The following is a 19,378-nucleotide window of genomic DNA, read 5'->3' as shown; positions in this document are numbered from 1 at the left end:
AGGATTTTTTGATGAATGATGTTGTTAAGTTATTAAATAATCACCGCTCTTTAAGAAAGTTTACCGATGAAAAATTATCTGATGAAATGATCAGAACACTGGTGGGTGCGGCGCAAAGTGCGAGCACATCAAGTTATGTACAGGCGTATTCAATTATGGGTGTTACAGATCCGGAAAAGAAAAAGGCGCTGCGTGAAATCAGTACGCAGAGTTATGTGGAGCATAACGGTCATCTGTTTGTATTTATCGTAGATTTTTATCGTCATAAAGAACTGGCAGAACAGGCCGGGGAAGAGATTTCATACGATAAAACAGAAAACCTGATTGTCGGCGTTGTGGATGCAAGTCTTGCTGCCCAGAACATGGCGGTTGCAGCTGAAAGCATGGGACTTGGAATATGTTATATAGGTTCTCTCCGCAATGATATTAAAAAAGCCGGAGAAATTCTCGGACTGCCTGAAGGGACATTCGCATTGTTCGGCATGGTGGCAGGATTTCCCGAAGATGAAGGCTCTCAAAAAGAACGTCTGCCGTTTGAAGCGGTGTACCACGAAAATACTTACCGGCGAATCGATGAAGTTCAAAGTGATATCGATGCGTATGACCAGCGTATCAGCGATTATTACAGCGAACGGACAGATGGTAAGCGTGCGGACAAGTGGAGCGAACAGATTATCGGCATGCTGGGCAAAAAACAGCGTCTCGATGTGGATGCAGTATTAAAAGAACAAGGCTATTTAGGCCAGTAAAAATAAAAGCACGCCCTGCAGAATAATTCTGCAGGGCGTTTTACAATCAGCCGGCAAATATTTTTTCTCTCTGGCTTTCGTGCTTGTCGAGCACAATCTGATGATTTGGAATACCGTTTCTTAACAGAACTTCGATATTTTGTTTTAAGAACTCATCGCTGCCGACAACGTAAAATAAGGCATCTTTGTCTGCGGTAAGCTTTTCAGCTTCACGGTAATATTCAGCGCGGCTGTCCGTGAAATGAGCCGTGAGGTTTTTCTCTTGTATAGTCTGGAATATATCCGTAAACAGGTAATCGCGGGTTGAGTCGATGTTCAGCGAGTGTATTTTAGTGACGTTCTCACTGTTATTCAGATAGTCGAGTGCCAGCGGTCTGAATGTCGCGAGGCCGACGCCTGAAGACAGCATGTAAATATTTTTACCGTCGCGTTTTAACGGTACGTTTGTATGTGTTTTGAAAATCGCAGCTTCGCTCCCGATCTCCATGCTATTTAAAATTTGTTTAAATTTCGACGGCTCTTTTCTGATGCGTGTCGTAATACCGATTTTCTTCTCATCCATTAAAGTGGAAATGGACATATGCCTGATCAGGCTGCGGTCCGGTTTTTCACCTGCATTAAAACCTTCGAATGCAAGGTGAATGTGGGAACCTTCCTCCCATGTATAACCTTCGGGACACTCAAAAACGAAAGTTTTCACTTCCGGTGACTCTGTAACTATATCTATTAATCTGCTCCAGTAAATCTGCATGTATGTATTCTCCTTAATAATGCTTAATATGTATGATTTACCTAGTATTATATAGTGATTGAGAATTGTTATCAATTATTCGGATTGTACCGGGAATTATATAAAATTAGAATGAAACAAAAAAACTGAACAACGCAATGCTGTCCAGTTTAAAAATTTATTGAATAAAACTATTCTCTAATTTTTGTCTCCCCGTCGTCTTTATATCCCCAGTCAGTTTCGCGACCCGCTGTAAGGATAGAAGTCAGGAAGGCTGCACAAACCATTAAAATAAGAAATGCTTTCATTATTGATTTGCCTCCAGTACTTATATTAATTACATTTATTATAAACCATAATGCTGAGATTAAAAAGGCTTTCCTGTAAAAAAAGTGTATTCTCATTATTAATTTGTATTTCATGAAGAGATTACGTTATTTTAACCGGCGTTTAGGGTAAGATAAATGTAATAATAAGATTAAACTACAATGCGACGATTATTGGAGGATAAAAATTATGGCAATGAATTTAAAAATATTTGAAACTAAAGAGCTCGCAGACATCTTTGTCGCGGATTTATTACGTAAGCAGATTCACAACAATCCGGAAAGTATTTTAGCGCTGGATGTTAATGAAGACCTGTCACAGGCTTATGAAAAATTTGTTGGTGAAGTAAAGAACCATCCGGCAGATTTATCTGAAGTGCAGGTATTTGCTGTAGGCAGAGGCAATCTCGATGTGTTCAAAAATCTTGATATTCCTTCATCACAACTGAACAGCGGCGGAACAGCCGATGATCTTGATGACAAAGGCAAAAAGAAAGTGAATGTTGCACTGCTGAATTTAAACCCGAATAAAAAAGTCGGTTTCAATAACGGTAACGATGAACTGTTTAAAGCAAAAGAACTCTTCATTTTTGCTTCCGGTGCAGATAAGAGCGAAGTCGTCAGAAATCTCTACGATGCAAATCTGACAGGTAACGGCTCACTGAGTGAAATTAAGAATCACAGAATGGTAACGGTAGTACTGGATAAAGCGGCAGCAGCTGATTTAGACCAGGATATTGTGGAATATTACACTTATAGGTTCGCATAATTGTTTTCTTAATGAATCCTTTCGCAATATAGTATAAACTATTAGGTGATTACTATATTTCGGGAGGATTTTTGTATGTCATTTAGAATTGAGCACGATACGATTGGTGAAATTGAAGTACCTGCAGATAAGTTTTGGGCTGCGCAAACAGAAAGAAGCCGTCAGAACTTTCCGGTAGGTAAGGAAAAGATGCCGATTGAAGTTATCGTGGCATTTGCTCACTTAAAGAAAGCAACTGCGATTGTTAATAACGATTTAGGGAAGCTTTCATCTGTGAAGAAAGATGCGATTGTATTTGCATGCGAAAAAATAATTGCACGTGAACTGGACGAGCATTTCCCGCTTGTTGTCTGGCAGACTGGAAGCGGTACGCAAAGTAATATGAACGTTAACGAAGTTGTAAGTTTCGTTGCAAACCAGTATTTAAAAGATCAGGGCAGTGATGAAGTCGTTCATCCAAACGACGATGTTAACAAGTCGCAAAGTTCAAACGATACTTATCCGACAGCAATGTACGTTGCATTAAACCAGGCGGTTAACCACCAGCTTATTCCTGCGCTTGAAAATCTGCACGGTACATTTAGCAAACAGGTGGAAGAGTACAAAGATATTATTAAAATCGGACGTACGCACCTGCAGGATGCAACACCTGTAACGCTTGGCCAGGAAATCAGCGGCTGGGCTTACATGCTTGAAAAATCCAAAGAGATGATTGAACAGTCCAAGAAACAGCTTGAAAACCTTGCTATCGGCGGAACTGCTGTAGGTACAGGATTAAATGCTCATCCTGAGTTTGGGGACAGAGTGGCAGCACAGATTTCAAAACAGACAGGTCTGAATTTTGTCTCATCACCTAACAAGTTCCACGCTTTATCTTCTTATGATGAAGTCGTGTACGTACATGGTGCATTAAAAGCATTGGCTGCAGACTTAATGAAGATTGCCAACGACGTGAGATGGCTTGCATCAGGTCCGCGTGCGGGTCTAGCAGAAATTGAAATACCATCAAACGAACCGGGTTCTTCAATCATGCCTGGTAAAGTTAACCCGACACAGTCGGAAATGCTGACGATGGTCGTTGCACAGGTATTCGGAAACGATACTGCTGTAAGCTTCGGTGCATCTCAGGGTAACTTCGAACTGAACGTATTCAAGCCGGTTATTTTATTTAACACGCTGCAGTCAATTTATCTGCTGTCTGACGGAATGAATACATTTAACGATAAGTGTGCTGTAGGAATTAAGCCGATTCACGAAAATATCGACAGATTCCTGAATAACTCGCTGATGCTCGTTACAGCATTAAATCCGCACATCGGATACGAAAATGCTGCGAAAATTGCGAAGAATGCACATGCTAAAGGAATCACGCTGAAAGAGTCTGCACTCGATTCGGGGTTACTGACAGAAGCTCAGTATGATGAATGGATCAGACCGGAGGACATGATTCACTCTAAAGAGTAGGAGTTTTTCGATGAAAAAAATAAGCTTGATTGACATCGGTTCGAATACGATCCGGCTGGTACTTTTTGAATACACTAAAGAACACGGCATTAAGGAAATTAGAAACATTAAAACACCTGCACGTTTAGCTCAGTACATCGATGATGACGGCTATATGTCTGAAGAAGGTATTTTAGCGTTATTAAAGGTCCTGAACAGTTTTAAACAGATTTCGGAAAAATATCATATAAATGAGATTTATCCGGTGGCCACTGCCGCAATCAGACAATCCAAAAACCGCGATGACATTATTGACCGTATTAAATCAGAGCTTGATCTGGATGCGGTAATTATCAGCGGCGAGGAAGAAGCAACGCTTGGGTTTGAAGCGGCTGTCCATACGATCAGTTACTATGATGCCGTGACAATCGACATCGGTGGCGGAAGTACAGAGCTTACTTTTTACGAAGATAAAGAAATTGTTTACCGTACGAGTTTATCGTTTGGTGTCGTAACGCTGAAAAAAATGTTTTTTGAAGGTAAAAAACATAATGATAAAGCCGCGATTAAACAGACGAAACAGTTTGTCGAAGAAGAGCTAAACAAAGTTAACTGGCTGCGGGACAGAAAAGTTCCGATACTTGCAATCGGCGGGAGTGCGCGTAACATTGCGCGCATTCATCAGTCGATGATCAGTTATCCCATCGCAGGAGTTCACGGCTATACGCTCATGAGTCATAATCTTCAGGATGTTTATAAACTGCTGAAGAGGACAGATACAGAAAATCTGGATGATATTGACGGTCTGAGTAAAGACCGTGCGGATATTATTCTGCCGAGCACCATCGTCTTCAGAACACTGCTTGATGTCGTTAATGCGAAAGAATTCAAGTTCAGCCGCAAAGGGCTCCGTGAAGGAATGGCGATGCGTATTTTCAGTCAGGAATACCCTGTGGCATTTAATAAGTACAGAGTATTTGAAGACTCGATTGAACAGCTGGCGAATGATTTTAATCTGGACCCGCTGGATACAGAGAAACGGACTGAAATTGTAGACCGCCTGTACCATGAACTGGAACGTCTCGATATCATTTCGCTGTCCCGGACAAATAAAATGATTATGAAACATGCAGCCGGGATATATTATTTAGGGGACTTTATCGACAGGGACGCGTCCAGTCAGCATACGTATTATTTAATATCGAACAGCAATATTAACGGCATCGGTCACCGGGACCGCGTCAGACTTGCTCTGATTGCCAGTTATAAAAATAAGACGCTGCTCGATTTTTATGCGAAGGAAACAGGCTGGTTTAACGATGAAGAGCTCGATGAGATTCAGTCTCTCGGCGCTCTCGTTAAATTCTCGAATGCGCTGAACATTTCCAATACGGAAATTGTCGATAACCTTGAGTTATCTAAAACAGGCGGGGACTTCAAACTGAATATCGAATACAACGGAGATCCTATCGCAGAAGAGTATCACTCGGTACGCCAGAAGAAACATATAGAGAAAATTCTCGGCGGAGATTTGTGGATAGAATTTACAGAATCTTAATATTCACACGCTATAATTGCAAGAGGCAGGAGGATTATAATGGCTTATAAATTAAATGATAAATCATATTACAACAACCGCGAATTGAGCTGGTTGAGATTTAATTACAGAGTATTAACAGAAGCAGGCGACACGCGTAATCCTCTTCTCGAGCGATTGAAATTTATAGCAATAGCAAGCTCAAACCTCGATGAGTTTTTCATGGTTAGAGTTGCCGGTTTAAAAGACCAGGTTAAAATGAACTACGCTGAGCCTGATACGAAAACAGGAATGACTCCGGAAGAACAGCTTCGCGGCATCGGGGAACTGAACCGTGAAAACTGCCGGATCCAGTACGATATGTATCATGAACTGATGGAGGAGCTGGAAAAGCTGAACGTCTTTTTAATGAGACCGCACCAGCTGGAACAGCCGCTGCAGGACAAACTTGAAACGCTTTTTGACGAAGAGATTCTGCCGTCATTAACGCCGCTCGGCATCGATGCATACCGCCCGTTTCCAAAACTGATGAATAAAAAAATAAATATATTCGTAGATTTATCCAATGAACTGGGCAGGCAGACGGCAATTGTGCAGCTGCCGACAGTAATCAAGCGGTTTTATGAACTGTCTCATGAAGGCAAAACATACTTTGTACTCGCAGAGGATATTATTGAAGAATATGTATATAAGCTGTTTAACGGTTATCAAATAGACAGAACATTCCCGTTCAGAATTACGAGAAATGCCGATTTAACGATACATGAAGAAGGCGCTGCCGATTTACTTATTGAAATCGAGCGTTTCTTAAAAGAACGTACGAAAGGTGCTGCGGTCCGCCTTGAAATAGACCGGAGCCGCGATATAACGATTAACGGCTCATTTCTTGAAGAACAGCTGTCGCTGCATCCGGAAGACGTTTATCGTTTTGACGGCCCGCTTGATCTGACGTTTCTGTTTGAAATGACGGATAAGTTAAAGCACAGATTTCCAAAGCTCGTTTTTAAGTCGTTTTTCCCGCAGCAGCCTAAGTTTCTCGGCAACCGCAATGTGTATGAAGCGGCACTTAAGGAAGATGTATTTTTCCATCATCCGTATGAGACATTCCAGCCGATTGTTGAGTTTGTCCAGCAGGCTGCTACGGACAACGATGTACTGGCAATTAAACAGACATTGTACCGTGTATCGAGCGACTCGCCAATTATTGAATCATTAAAACTGGCAGCGGAAAATGGCAAGCAGGTTACAGTACTTGTTGAGCTGAAAGCACGCTTTGATGAGGAGAATAACGTGCACTGGGCGAAAGAACTGGAAGACGCCGGCTGCCATGTTATATACGGAATGAACTACTTGAAGACACACAGTAAAATTACGCTCGTTGTTAAAAAGGTAAATAAAAAAATCGTTAAGTTTGTTCACCTGGGAACAGGGAATTATAACGACTCAACAGCGAAATTGTATACGGATATGGGGATTATTACGACGGATCCGCGTATAGGTGACGATGCTGTTAACTTCTTTAACTACTTAAGCGGCTATTCGCTTAAACCGGAGTATAAAGAACTGCATGTTGCACCATTTGAAATCCGGGATATGTTTGCAGAGCGGATCGATCTGGAAATTGAGAGTCATAAAAAACACGGCAACGGTTATATCTTTGCGAAGATGAACTCTTTAACTGACAAGAGAATTATCGATAAACTGCTGCAGGCGTCGCAGGAAGGCGTTAAAGTGGATCTTGTAATCCGCGGAATATGTTGTCTGAAACCGGGAATTGAAGACGTCAGTGATAATATCAGAGTTATCAGTGTAGTCGGGCGCTTCCTTGAACACACGAGAATTTATTATTTCTATCATAACGGCGACAAGAAAATGTTCTTATCATCGGCGGATATGATGACGAGAAATATGATTAAGCGTGTGGAAATATTATTCCCGATTAACGATCCTAAAATTGTCGAAGAACTGATTGAAGTTAATGAATTGTTCTTAAAAGACAATATAAAAGCCCGTATACAGCTGCCTGACGGCACGTACGAATATGTTAAAAATGATTTGCCGCCGTTAAGCGTACAGGATGAACTTATGAAGCGCGCAATTGAAAACGGTGAGCATAAGAAAACAGAATTACTGGAGGAACACAGCAACATACTTGAGCGGATTAAGAGCCGGTTCAGGAAGTAGTGTTCAAAAAAACTGCCATTCCCGACAGGGAATGGCAGTTTTTAATTTACACATCCAGTGTGACGCTTATTACTTCGTCTGTCACCGGGTGATTAAATGATACTTTATAGCCGTACAGGTGAAGATAGGGCGACGGCGGTCCGCCGTACAGTTTATCTCCGACAAGCGGAGCATTCAGGTGTTTCATGTGCGCACGAATCTGGTGCGTACGGCCGGTTTCCAGTTCGATTGTCAGTTCTTCGTATTTGTCCGTCACTTTTTTACCGATGATATGAGTCACAGCAGATTTACCTGTTCTCGTTACATGGAAAATATTCGTGTGAGGTTTTTTACCAAGAGGCGCGCTGACTCTCTGCGGAGTAATCTTACTGTTTTTCTTTACGTGCCCCATATAAATACGTTTAATATTATTTGCACTCAGCATATAGTCGAGCATTTTTTTCATATATGCGTTTTTCGCCATCAGCACAAGTCCTGTCGTATCGACATCAAGACGATGTACCGGCTCGATATATTTACTGTCGACGGTGTTGATTACATCGTTGACGAGAGTATTGTGTTCGCCGGGTTCGTTCGGATGAACTTTCTGGCCGGGCGGTTTCGATGCGACGAGCAGATTATCATCCTCAAAAAGTATCACTGCCGTTTTCGTGCTTTTTTTATAACTGCTTGCTTCGCTGAAGTCCGGGAGAGTAACGGCATCACCCGTTTTAAGTTCCGATTTCAGCGTTATTGTTTCTGCATTAGCAGTGATGTCTTTTGACATACGCAGCCAGTGCATTTCTTTTTTTGGAATATGAAGCGCAATCAGTATCGCTTCCAATGTCAGTCCGTGGAATTTCTCCGGTACGTTAAATTTCATCTTATTCACCTGCAGCTGCAGTCATGAATTGCTCGAAACCTTCAGCTGACCCCGGGTTGCCTTCCAGGCGCTCAACTTCTTTACCGTCTTCAAAGTAAACGAGTGTCGGTGTAGAATTAATATTCCAGTCAGCCCATGCATTTTCATATTCCAGCACGTTAAGCTGTGTAACTTCTTTGTCAATGTTGTCCAGTGCATCTGTCAGCATTGGTGTTGCTTCCTGACAGTGTACACATGTCGGACTCCAGAAATAAACGAATTCAGCTTCACCTGAATTTACAATCTCCTCAACTTCAGCAGGTGTTTTGTTGCTCTGGTAATTTTCGTTATCCAGCAGGTCAATTGTAGGACCGGTCAGCTCATCCGGCTCTTTATCCGTGTATGGATAGTAGCCCGATTCACTTAAGCTTTCCGGATCCGATGACTGGTTGTTCATAAAAATAAATACGCCGACGAATAGAACGACGATTAAACCGATAATGCCGTAAAAAACTTTGTTACCCATAATTATAATCTCCTGTTCTTTAATTTTTTTTAATTAAAAATGATAAAATGAAAATAATGATAAACGCCGTTAATGCAAGCAGTGGAATCGTTATAAATCCAGCCCAATTTATATATTGTACTGTACAGGATACACCCATACAAGCATTGGTGCTTTCACCGAGGGCAGGAATTTTCTGCAGCGCATAATGGTAAGTTGACACCAGCAGTCCGATACCGCTCATTACACGGATGTACAGTCTTGCATTAATGTCATATTTAACGAGCCCGATGAGTGACAGCAGAACGATAGGATACATTAAAATACGCTGATACCAGCACATCTCGCAGGGTTCATACAATCTGATTTCACTGAAGTACAGTGAACCGAGCATGGCAACCAGTGACACGATAAAAATCATTTGCATGTACAATTTGTTATTTTTCATATCAGTGCCTGACCTTTCATTTTAGTTTTGTAACTTACTTTTTTATTATAAGTGTTTACGTCTGACTTAAGTGTAACAAATTTCTTACAATTTATTTAATGAGGTGATAACCGTGAAGAGTAAATTACAGCTGTTAAAAGATATCGCTGAGTTTTTAAACACCGAAACACACCGTCAGTCAGTTATAGACGGTGCACTGAAGATGCTCATTGACCATACAAATTTTAAAACGGGATGGATTTTCTTCATCAAAGAAGACGGCAGGCATGAACTGAGTGCACATTATCAGCTGCCGCCGACACTGCAGCATGATAATCATACTTACTTATGCAATGACAAATGCTGGTGTGTCAATAAGTTTAATAAAGGGGAACTGTCCAACGCAACGAACATTGTTGCCTGTTCACGTCTTGAAAAAGCAGCGAGGGAAATGCCTAACGAAAATGATAATATTACCCATCATGCGACAGTACCGCTGATTTCAGGTGATGAATCATTCGGCATGCTGAACGTGGCAAGCCCGTACAGTACAGAATTTCAAAAAGATGAACTGGACCTGCTGGAATCTGTCGCATTTCAGCTCGGTTCTACTTTGAAGCGACTCGATTTAACAACCCGCGAAAAAGAAAATATGATTATAAAAGAACGCCAGCGTCTCGCCCGTGAACTGCATGACTCGGTTAACCAGATGCTGTTTTCAATAGGCATTACATCCCACGCGGCAAAAGCACTTAAAGACAATAATCAGAGCAGGATGGCGTTTGAGCGGATTGAGAACACTTCGAAATATGCGATGAAGGAAATGAAGGCGCTGATCTGGCAGCTAAAACCGATTGGGCTGGAAAATGGTATTATTGAAGCAGTAAAGCATTACGCGAAAATTCTTGATCTGAACCTCGAAATTTCGGTGAACGGCTTTTATAATATAGAAGATAAAATGGAAATTGAGCTTTACCGCGTAGTTCAGGAAGGGCTCAACAATATTAGAAAGCACGCTAGTACGAAAAATGCAGAAGTACTGTTTGAAATTACTGATGAAGAGCTGATGCTCGTTATAAGCGATAAGGGGACGGGTTTTATCCCTTCGGAAAAAACAGGTCTAAGCCACGGTCTGACAAACATGCATGAGCGTGTACAGAAAATGAACGGTGAGCTGACCATTCAGTCTGATAAAGGTCTTGGAACTACATTGATAACTCGTATAAAACTCGGGAGGGAACGAAATGTATAATATTATTTTGACTGATGATCACCATGTAGTCAGAGAAGGCATGAAATTTTTACTGTCGACAACGTCTGACATTAATGTAGTCAAAGATTTCGATAACGGTGCCGAAACGCTTGAATATCTGGAAAATAATCATAAGGATATTCATCTGATTCTGACCGATCTCGTTATGCCGGAAATGGACGGAATTGAGCTGACAAAGCTGCTGAAAGAAAAATATAAGCATATTAAAGTACTCGTACTGTCGAGTTACACGAGCGAAGAATATATCCGTCCGGTATTCCGTGCCGGGGCTGACGGGTATATTATTAAGGAGATGGAAGTCGATGAACTGATACAGTCGATTAAAAATGTTATAGAAGGGGACAGGGTCGTGCACCCGGAAATTTCAAAAGTCATCGATAAAACGGGAAATTTGCCTCATGAAAGAAATATATTGTCAAAACGTGAAACTGAAGTGCTTAAAGAAATAGTTAAAGGCCAGTCGAACAAAGAAATCAGTGAGGCGTTGTTTGTCAGTGAAAAAACAGTCAAAACACACGTCAGTCACATCCTGAATAAGCTGGAAGTATCCGACCGGACACAGGCAGTCATTTATGCAATAAAATTCAATATTATCGATTTTTAGTGTATAAGAGTAAAAATAGTTTTATCTTTGAAAACGCTTAACAGTGCGGTTTATAGCGGTTTAACGATAATTTAACATTAAATTTTATAGACAAATCTCCGACTGTCCAAGTATACTTGAATACACAATCATGATTTATTAGCTTAGGGGGATTAATATGAAAGTAGGAAACAAACTCACAATCTATATTGTAATCGCTTTAATAGCGGGTATTGCAGTGGGGTCAATATTTAATACAATGGCGGACGCTGCATGGGTCCAGTGGATTGATCAGTACATATTCAACGTTTTAGGACAAATATTCTTAAATCTTATATTTATGGTAGTTGTACCGGTAGTATTCATTTCTATTGTCCTTGGTGTCGTCAGTGTCGGTGACCCGAAACAGCTCGGACTTATCGGGATTAAAACAATGCTGTTTTATCTTGCAACAACAGCAATTGCTATTTCACTGGCAATTAGTGTAGCACTGGTACTGAAACCGGGTGATGGCCAGGCAGACTTACTGAATACAGAAGAAGTATCGGAATACCGTTCAACAGAACTTGAAGGCGGAGATACTGAACTGGCTATGCAGACAACATTTGACCAGACTTTAATCAATATCATTCCGGACAACTTATTTATGGCAATGGCAGATCAGAACATGCTTCAGATTATTGCTTTTGCAATCTTTATCGGTGTCGGATTAATTGCTGTTAAAGAAAAAGCGGAAGGCATTATAAAATTATTTGAACAGGCCAACGAAGTTATTATGTGGATCGTACTTGCAATCATGAAATACTTTGCAGCACTGGGTGCATTCGGGCTGGTTGCAACTGCATTTACACAGGCGGGATTCGGAGCAATCCAGCAGCTCGGCATGTACTTCATCTGTGTACTGCTTGCGCTGTTCATTCACTTCGCGGTTGTTTACGGTTCTGTAGTTCAGTTCCTTGGGAAGAAGAGCTTCGTATGGTTCATTAAAATGTTTGCACCTGCTATGTCAGTTGCATTCAGTACATCATCATCAAGTGCCGTATTACCGGTGTCACTCGAAACTGCTCAGAACAAACTTGGAATCCGTAAGAGTATTTCAAGTTTCGTACAGCCGTTAGGTGCCACGGTAAACATGGATGGTACTGCAATTATGCAGGGTGTTGCGACAGTATTTATCGCACAGCTTTCAGGTATTGATTTAACAATTGGCCAGATGGCAACAGTGGTTATCATTGCAACAATTGCAAGTATCGGTACTGCAGGTGTTCCGGGTGTCGGACTTGTAATGCTAGCGATGGTGCTTACAGCGATAGGGCTCGATCCGGCAGCGATCGGTATCATTATCGGTATTGACCGTCTGCTTGATATGACACGTACTGCTGTTAACATTTCAGGTGATGCATCAATCGCACTTGTTATTGACCACCAGCAGAATGTTAAAGAAGGTAAATTTATTAAAGGTAAAAGTAAATATGTTGACGGTAAAATTGTCAGCAAATAATTAACACTGCAGGAAGTATGAAAGGCATTTAAATGCTGTCCTTTCATACTTCTTTTTTGTTTTATAAAGTAGATTGAAATGTATTGTTCAATAGTGAATAATTAGTGAATTTTTTCATAATCTCTTTAATTTGTAATCATTATCATTTACAATAAGTAACAGGTAAATTGATATACAGGCATGATTAACTAAGATTTAATCGCGGTGCTGTGAAGGGACGATTTTAATGGATAAGCAGGAATTTACAGAGATTCTACAGTCTAAGTTCAAGATAGTTCGAACGGAGGCTGGATACACTCAGGATGCTATGAGCCACACCATTGGATTATCCAAAAAAACGCTGGTACAAATAGAAAAAGAGCGAATATTACCCAACTGGACAACATGTGTCTCGCTTTGTGCACTGTTTAGAGATAGTGAAGTACTGACGAATATTTTTGGTGGAGATCCACTGGAGCTTACACAGGTTTTATCAAGAGGCTCAGCAATATATCCCAATTACGAGAAAGAGAATATATATTGGGAAACGGTAGAATCAAACAATGGCTATAAATTGGAATTCAACAAAACGAATTCAATTTACAGAGTCCTAAATGCAGAGAACCAGCCGGTTCATGCATCATATATTGAACGTGAAATAAGAACTTACTTCGAGCGCAAAAGCAATCGATAAATTTAAGCACCCGTAAGGGTGCTTTTTTCTTTTATTTCTGTAAAAAGTAATATATAGTTATTAAGTTGAACGGGGAGTGAAATCATTATGAATCCAATAATCCAGGTACTTCTGATGGCATTGGTCGGAGCACTTATCGGCGGCATGACAAATACAATCGCCATTAAGATGCTGTTCAGACCGTATGAAGCTAAATATATTTTCGGCAAAAGACTGCCCTTTACACCGGGTGTTATACCACTGAGACGCGATGAAGCATCGACGAAGCTCGGTGAAATTATAACCGGACATCTGCTGACACCGGAAGTATTTGAAAATAAATTGAGAAGTCCGGAAACAGACAGATTGATTATGCACTTCATAGACAGACAGATAGAAACGATTGAGACTGAACGACTGACACCGTCGTATTTCCTCGAACGGCTGTCAGCCGGCCTGACAGATAAGATCGTTGATTCTTTTAATGATGAAATAAGAACGAAGGTCACAGAAGAAGGGCAGAAACTGTACGTCAGAACGATTGATGATATTATGCCTGACGATGCGCTGAACGCCGTGGATTATAAAGTCTCAAATCTCGCTTATGATATAAACGAAAAAATTATTCAGTACATTTCATCGGATAAAGGTTTCGGGGATATTTATACTATGGTCGACGAATTCACTGAAAACCGGGGGCGTCTTGCCCGCAGCCTGAAGTATGTCATGACGAAAGAATCTCTGACAGAACGTGTGCAGTCCGAGCTCTTAAAACTCATCAGGCAGGAGAAGATGATAGATATAGAGACGCGTGTAATTGAAGATGAGTATGGTAAGCTGAAAGAGAGTGCATTATCGGAACTTGTTACAGATTCAGATCTCGATAATATATTAAACAGTATTATAGAAGTAATGCAGCAGAAGATTGATATCAGAGAAATTTTAAACACACCGATTATCGATTTCAACAGGGAAATGTTTGACCGCTTTAAAGAAAAAGGCAAGTATACGCTTAAAGATAATTTTATCGAGTATTCAGGAAAGAATATGAGTAAAATCATGAATAAGCTGCAGCTCGCAGAAGTCATTAAAAAACAGATTGACAGTTTTGAAGTGAGCAAACTGGAAGAACTTGTGATGGATGTGGCAAACAAAGAGTTTAAAATGATTATGATGCTCGGCTATGTACTCGGTGGAATTGTCGGTACAGCCCAGGGAATATTAGTATTGTTTTTCTAAACAGTAAATTTGTGTTAATGTAACACTATCAAACTTAAAGGAGTTTTATATTAATGGTTAATGTATACGATCAGGCAAATGCACTTGAAAGTGCACTGCGCGAATCAGAAGAATTTCAGCAAATGAAGGAACTTTACAGCAAGGTAAACGACAACGCTGAATCTAAACAATTGTTTGATGATTTCAGAGACATTCAAATGACTTTACAGCAAAAACAAATGCAGGGTGAAGAACTTTTAGAAGAAGATATTCAAAAAGCTCAAAACTCAGCGCAGGAAATTGAAAATGATGAAAACATTAAAGGTCTAATGGAAGCTGAACAAAAAATGAGCCAGCTTATCCAGGACTTAAACCGTGTGATTATGAAGCCGATCGAAGAGCTTTATGAAATTAACAACCAATAATTAAAAATATCAGTTTGAGAGGCCATGCCGGCCTCTCTTTTTTGTTATAATGTTGAAGAATAGAGTTTTTGAGAAGGAATGGTGAACCCAATGGTTAAATTTATCCATGCGGCAGACCTGCACCTGGACAGTCCATTTAAATCCCGGTCCAAAATGCCAAACAATATACTCGAAATATTAATGACAAGTACATATAAAAGTGTGACGCGCATGGTCGACTTTGCGATTAAAGAAAATGTGGATTTTCTGCTGATTGCAGGGGATGTTTTCGATCAGGCAAACCGCTCTTTAAAATCTGAAATTTTTCTGAAGAAAGAGTTCAACAGATTAAAAGAGAAAGGTATTTTCGTCTATATGATTCACGGGAACCACGATCCGATTTCGACCGGATTTAAAACGACGTGGCCGGATAACGTTTCAGTGTTTAAGGAGAACGTTGAAACATATGAAATGCTGAGTTCAAAAGGTGAGCGTATTTACCTCCACGGTTTCAGTTATTTGCTGGATGAATCATACGAAAACAAACTGGATGAATATCCGACAAATACGGATAACCGGGGTATTCATATCGGTATGCTTCACGGTACGTATGCGAAGACTAAATTCGATGCGAAGCGATACACTGAATTTAATCTGGAAGCACTGAACAACAAGTTGTATCATTACTGGGCGCTTGGACATATTCACGTGCGCTCCCAGCTGTCGGATCTGCCGCAGATTCACTATTCAGGGAATATTCAGGGCCGTCATAAAAATGAAGCGGGAGAAAAAGGATTTTTGCTTGTTGAAGGAGATGACGTTTCTTTATCGGCAAACTTCGTACCGGTTCAGGAAGTAATCTTTGAGAACCTGGAACTCGATACCGATTCGCTGCGTAAAGAGACACTGTATCAGCAAATTGTTGAGTTTAAACAAAGTCTGCGTGAACAGAGCAAATACATCATTAACCTTCAGCTGAACTACGACGGGGAAGATGAAATTTCCCAGGGCGATTATATCGAACTGCTCGAACTGCTGCAGGAAGATGAAGTGAATATTACACAATTCGTCTGGATTGATAATATTAATGTCTCATATAATAATGAAGAGCAGATAGCATTGCTTAAAGATATTAAAACGAGCTACTCAGATAACGAAGAATTATTCAGAAATGCGGTTAACACGATGTATATGGACCCAAACATTAACCGTTATCTGCCGCCGATCGGTGAAGTATCACCGGGCGAACTTCTGAAAATGGGTGAGGATCGTCTAAAAATGTTGATGAGGAAGTAGTGAAATTATGAAAATCCTATCAGTAAATATATACGGCTACGGTAAAATTATTAAACAGGAATTTAATACGAATCAGGACTTCCTCCAGATATTCGGAGAAAACGAAGCCGGCAAGTCGACGATGATGTCCTTCATCCATTCAGTACTGTTCGGATTCCCGACTAAAAAAGAGCAGGAACCGAGACGCGAGCCCCGTATGCACAATCTATACGGCGGCAAGCTGACAGTACAGTTTAAAGATGAGCCGGAACCGGTGGAAATCGAAAGACTTAAAGGGAAAGTCCAGGGCGACCTGAAAGTGTACTTTAAAGACGGTACAACAAAAGGTGAGGAATGGCTCGCTAAAAAAATGAACTATATCGACAAGCGCACATACCGCTCGATATTTTCATTTGATGTGCTCGGCCTTCAGGACATTCATAAAAATATGACTGAAGACAAACTGCAGGAGTACCTGCTCCGCGCAGGCGCACTCGGTTCCCACGAATACGATGAAATGCTCAGTGCCATCGACAAGGAACTGAAAACACTGTATAAGAGAAACGGTATTAATCCGGTAATCAATACAGAGCTCCAGGATTTAAATGAGTTAAGTGACAAAATCCGCGGACTTGAAAAGCATGAAGACGACTATAAGACGCTGATCAACGATCAGGTTAAAACGCTTGAAAGCTTAAATGCCAAAAAGCATGCGATGCACCAGATGGAAATGATCCGCAAGCAGAAGATGAAAGAAGTTATGTATCATAAAGATATTAAGGACTGGAAACAGCTTGAGAGCAAGCTGAACATCGAACCGGTCACTTTCCCGGAACGTGGGATTGAGCGCTATGAGTCGCTGTATAACCACGTTAAACAGTCTGCAAGGGATATTGGTCTCCGCCAGGAGAAACTGAAGTCGCTGATTGCTGAAATCCAGCACGTTAAACTGCCGGATAAAGCGATGGTCAGCTATCTTGAAGCACTGCAGAAAGATGAGCCGGAAATTAAACAGCAGAACCTTGAAGTAGTGCGCTTAAAAAACTCCACGGCAAATCTCGAAAATGAGATTATGAATCTGCAGAAAGATATCGGCTGGCAGGAGGAGCATCCGGATGTTGATGATTCGAACATCGTCCGTGAATCGGTCCAGTCACTGCTGTCGAAATACGATGAGATAATGCTGGAAGAACAGTATTTAATCCGTGAAATCGACCATCTGAGAGCGGATATTAAACAACTCGATGCGGAAATCGAAGAGTCTGAGAAAAACCAGATCGATGATATCCGCATGAAGAAAAAACGCGAAGTGCTGGACCGCGAGTTTGAACTCGTCGAGAAAAAACGCATGTACCAGCTGATTGAAAAAGATTACGAACGCGAAAAACGCGAACGTGACAGAGTGAAAAACTGGCAGGCAGCACTGATTATAACAATCAGTGTAATTGCGATAGCAATCGGTGTGATGTTTATTATTAACAACAGCTATCTGTACGGCGGGCTCGGACTTGCTGTCGGAGCGGCTGCGCTCTTTATCCTTGTGATTACAAATAACAGGGAGCAGGACACGCTGAAGACCGATTATCAGCAGGAAGTCGAATCGCTGCAGAACGATATTAATACGCTTAAAGAAGAGTACAATATCGATTTCGACATCGACGATGCAAAAGACCTGCGACAGGAACTGAAGAGTCTGCGCGCGAAGCGCAACTCGTTTTCTGTTAAGCTTGATGACCTGAAAGAAACGCTGTCCGTTAACGAAGCGAATCAGGATCATTTGAATGTTCAGCTGGCAGAAGTGAAACAGAAATTAAAAGTAAATCCGGAGCTTGAAGATAAATATATTGTCGATGCGATTTACACAATCCGCCAGATTAAACAAAAGCGTCATCAAATTAACCGTGAACAGCAGGAACTCGATAATATTACACAGAGACTGAATGATTTTGATACACGTGTCAGCGAGGAAGTAAGCGCGTTCGGTATTCATTACAACAAGACGTCAATATTCCATGAAGCGGGGCAGCTGGCAGCTAAACTGCAAAAGGACGAGTCGATGTACTACCGTCTCCGCGAACAGGCTGACCTTCTGGAAAATGAAATTACCGTACTGGAAGAGCGCAATGCATCATCGCAGCGCGAACTGAATCAGCTGCTCGATTACGTCGATGCGGATGATGAAGAAGAATACTATTACTATGCACGGAAACACAGTGAATACACTGAGAACGTCAGCCGCTTTAAAGAGCTGAGCGATAAACTGGACGAGGAACATTTCGATTACGACATTAGAAATGAACTGTCCGGCCGTCTGCTTGCTGACTTAAAAACTGATGAAGAGAACATCAACGAGCAGATTGATAATCTGAACGGACAGATTCAGGGAGAACAGCAGGCACTTGTTGAAATCAACAATGAAATCAAGCTACTTGAAAGCGACGGCAAGCTCAGTGAGCTGAACCACCTTTACGGTATGCGTAAAGGCGTAGTGCAGAGTCTGGCGGAAGAATATATGTCATTAACATATATCCGCATCCTCATTGAAACGCATATTAAGGCGATTAAGGATGAACGTCTGCCGATAGTAATAGAAGAGGCGAGAGAAACGTTTGAATTTGTAACGAAGGGCCGTTATATTAATGTCATTTACAGTGACGAAGGTATTTTCGTTAAACATAAAAACGGGCAGGTCTTCCATCCTCTTGAACTGTCACAGTCGACGAAGGAAATGCTGTACATCAGCCTGCGTCTCAGCCTCATCAGGGCATTGAAAGGCTACTACCAGCTGCCGATTATTATCGACGATGCATTCGTCCATTTCGACAGCGAGCGTACGAGAACAATACTTGATTACTTCAGAAGTAAATCAGACGATCAGGTACTGTACTTCACATGTAATTTAAATACGAGTATTCCATCTGCCCAAACGATCAAACTAAAAGAAAAAACGAAGTAGGAGGG

The 19,378-nt window shown here is 41.1% G+C and carries 17 protein-coding genes; 13 read left to right on the top strand and 4 right to left on the bottom strand.

The window, feature by feature from the left end:
* Positions 1–11 precede the first annotated feature (11 nt).
* A complete protein-coding gene (gene nfsA, locus RZ44_RS05975; RefSeq protein WP_035809540.1) occupies positions 12–749 on the top strand; it encodes an oxygen-insensitive NADPH nitroreductase in 738 nt (245 codons plus the stop codon).
* A gap of 46 nt (positions 750–795) precedes the next feature.
* Here nfsA and RZ44_RS05970 read toward each other — a convergent pair whose 3' ends face one another.
* Positions 796–1,500 carry a ferredoxin reductase domain-containing protein gene (locus tag RZ44_RS05970; RefSeq protein ID WP_035809537.1) on the bottom strand — a complete coding sequence of 235 codons (705 nt, stop codon included), beginning with the start codon at positions 1,498–1,500 and terminating at the stop codon, positions 796–798.
* A gap of 495 nt (positions 1,501–1,995) precedes the next feature.
* Here RZ44_RS05970 and RZ44_RS05965 point away from each other — a divergent pair, with 495 nt between their 5' ends.
* The 4 genes from RZ44_RS05965 to RZ44_RS05950 all read left to right on the top strand — a co-directional run bounded on the left by RZ44_RS05965 (position 1,996) and on the right by RZ44_RS05950 (position 7,738).
* The gene (locus RZ44_RS05965) at positions 1,996–2,574 is read left to right on the top strand and encodes a sugar phosphate isomerase family (protein ID WP_035809534.1); all 579 of its coding nucleotides are present in this window, start codon (positions 1,996–1,998) and stop codon (positions 2,572–2,574) included.
* Positions 2,575–2,649: 75 nt separating this feature from the next.
* The gene (gene fumC / locus RZ44_RS05960; RefSeq protein WP_035809527.1) at positions 2,650–4,038 is read left to right on the top strand and encodes a class II fumarate hydratase; all 1,389 of its coding nucleotides are present in this window, start codon (positions 2,650–2,652) and stop codon (positions 4,036–4,038) included.
* Between the two features lie 10 nt (positions 4,039–4,048).
* Positions 4,049–5,575 (top strand): Ppx/GppA family phosphatase, encoded by a 1,527-nt coding sequence (locus RZ44_RS05955; protein ID WP_035809525.1) that lies wholly within the window; start codon positions 4,049–4,051, stop codon positions 5,573–5,575.
* A 39-nt stretch (positions 5,576–5,614) separates the two neighbouring features.
* Complete coding sequence (locus RZ44_RS05950) at positions 5,615–7,738, top strand: RNA degradosome polyphosphate kinase (RefSeq protein WP_035809523.1); 2,124 nt, start codon at positions 5,615–5,617, stop codon at positions 7,736–7,738.
* 46 nt (positions 7,739–7,784) lie between these two features.
* Here RZ44_RS05950 and RZ44_RS05945 read toward each other — a convergent pair whose 3' ends face one another.
* The 3 genes from RZ44_RS05945 to RZ44_RS05935 are packed head-to-tail and all read right to left on the bottom strand — an operon-like array spanning position 7,785 to position 9,532.
* A complete protein-coding gene (locus tag RZ44_RS05945) occupies positions 7,785–8,600 on the bottom strand; it encodes an RluA family pseudouridine synthase (RefSeq protein WP_035809516.1) in 816 nt (271 codons plus the stop codon).
* Position 8,601: 1 nt separating this feature from the next.
* The gene (locus RZ44_RS05940; protein ID WP_035809514.1) at positions 8,602–9,105 is read right to left on the bottom strand and encodes a thioredoxin family protein; all 504 of its coding nucleotides are present in this window, start codon (positions 9,103–9,105) and stop codon (positions 8,602–8,604) included.
* A gap of 19 nt (positions 9,106–9,124) precedes the next feature.
* A complete protein-coding gene (locus tag RZ44_RS05935; protein ID WP_035809506.1) occupies positions 9,125–9,532 on the bottom strand; it encodes a disulfide oxidoreductase in 408 nt (135 codons plus the stop codon).
* Between the two features lie 112 nt (positions 9,533–9,644).
* On the opposite strand from RZ44_RS05935, the gene RZ44_RS05930 reads away from it, so the two are divergent.
* The 8 genes from RZ44_RS05930 (at position 9,645) to RZ44_RS05895 (ending at position 19,373) form a co-directional block, all read left to right on the top strand.
* Positions 9,645–10,763: a GAF domain-containing sensor histidine kinase gene (locus RZ44_RS05930; protein WP_035809504.1), complete on the top strand. Its 1,119-nt coding sequence runs from the start codon at positions 9,645–9,647 to the stop codon at positions 10,761–10,763.
* A complete protein-coding gene (locus RZ44_RS05925) occupies positions 10,756–11,388 on the top strand; it encodes a response regulator (protein WP_035809502.1) in 633 nt (210 codons plus the stop codon). Before RZ44_RS05930 ends, RZ44_RS05925 begins: the two co-directional genes overlap by 8 nt.
* 157 nt (positions 11,389–11,545) lie before the next feature.
* Positions 11,546–12,868, top strand: a complete 1,323-nt coding sequence (locus tag RZ44_RS05920) for a dicarboxylate/amino acid:cation symporter (protein ID WP_035809499.1) — start codon at positions 11,546–11,548, stop codon at positions 12,866–12,868.
* A gap of 226 nt (positions 12,869–13,094) precedes the next feature.
* Positions 13,095–13,541 carry an XRE family transcriptional regulator XdrA gene (gene xdrA, locus RZ44_RS05915; protein ID WP_035809497.1) on the top strand — a complete coding sequence of 149 codons (447 nt, stop codon included), beginning with the start codon at positions 13,095–13,097 and terminating at the stop codon, positions 13,539–13,541.
* Positions 13,542–13,628: 87 nt separating this feature from the next.
* Positions 13,629–14,759: a DUF445 domain-containing protein gene (locus RZ44_RS05910; protein ID WP_035809495.1), complete on the top strand. Its 1,131-nt coding sequence runs from the start codon at positions 13,629–13,631 to the stop codon at positions 14,757–14,759.
* Positions 14,760–14,812: 53 nt separating this feature from the next.
* Complete coding sequence (locus RZ44_RS05905) at positions 14,813–15,163, top strand: YlbF/YmcA family competence regulator (protein WP_035809493.1); 351 nt, start codon at positions 14,813–14,815, stop codon at positions 15,161–15,163.
* 90 nt (positions 15,164–15,253) lie between these two features.
* Positions 15,254–16,438: a metallophosphoesterase family protein gene (locus tag RZ44_RS05900; RefSeq protein WP_035809491.1), complete on the top strand. Its 1,185-nt coding sequence runs from the start codon at positions 15,254–15,256 to the stop codon at positions 16,436–16,438.
* Positions 16,439–16,445: 7 nt separating this feature from the next.
* Complete coding sequence (locus RZ44_RS05895; protein WP_035809489.1) at positions 16,446–19,373, top strand: ATP-binding protein; 2,928 nt, start codon at positions 16,446–16,448, stop codon at positions 19,371–19,373.
* Positions 19,374–19,378: the final 5 nt, after the last annotated feature.

The organism is Jeotgalicoccus saudimassiliensis (assembly GCF_000756715.1).
Classification (GTDB): domain Bacteria; phylum Bacillota; class Bacilli; order Staphylococcales; family Salinicoccaceae; genus Jeotgalicoccus; species Jeotgalicoccus saudimassiliensis.
The sequence above is the reverse complement of the archived record's forward strand: the minus strand, read 5'-3'. Positions and strand labels throughout refer to the sequence as shown.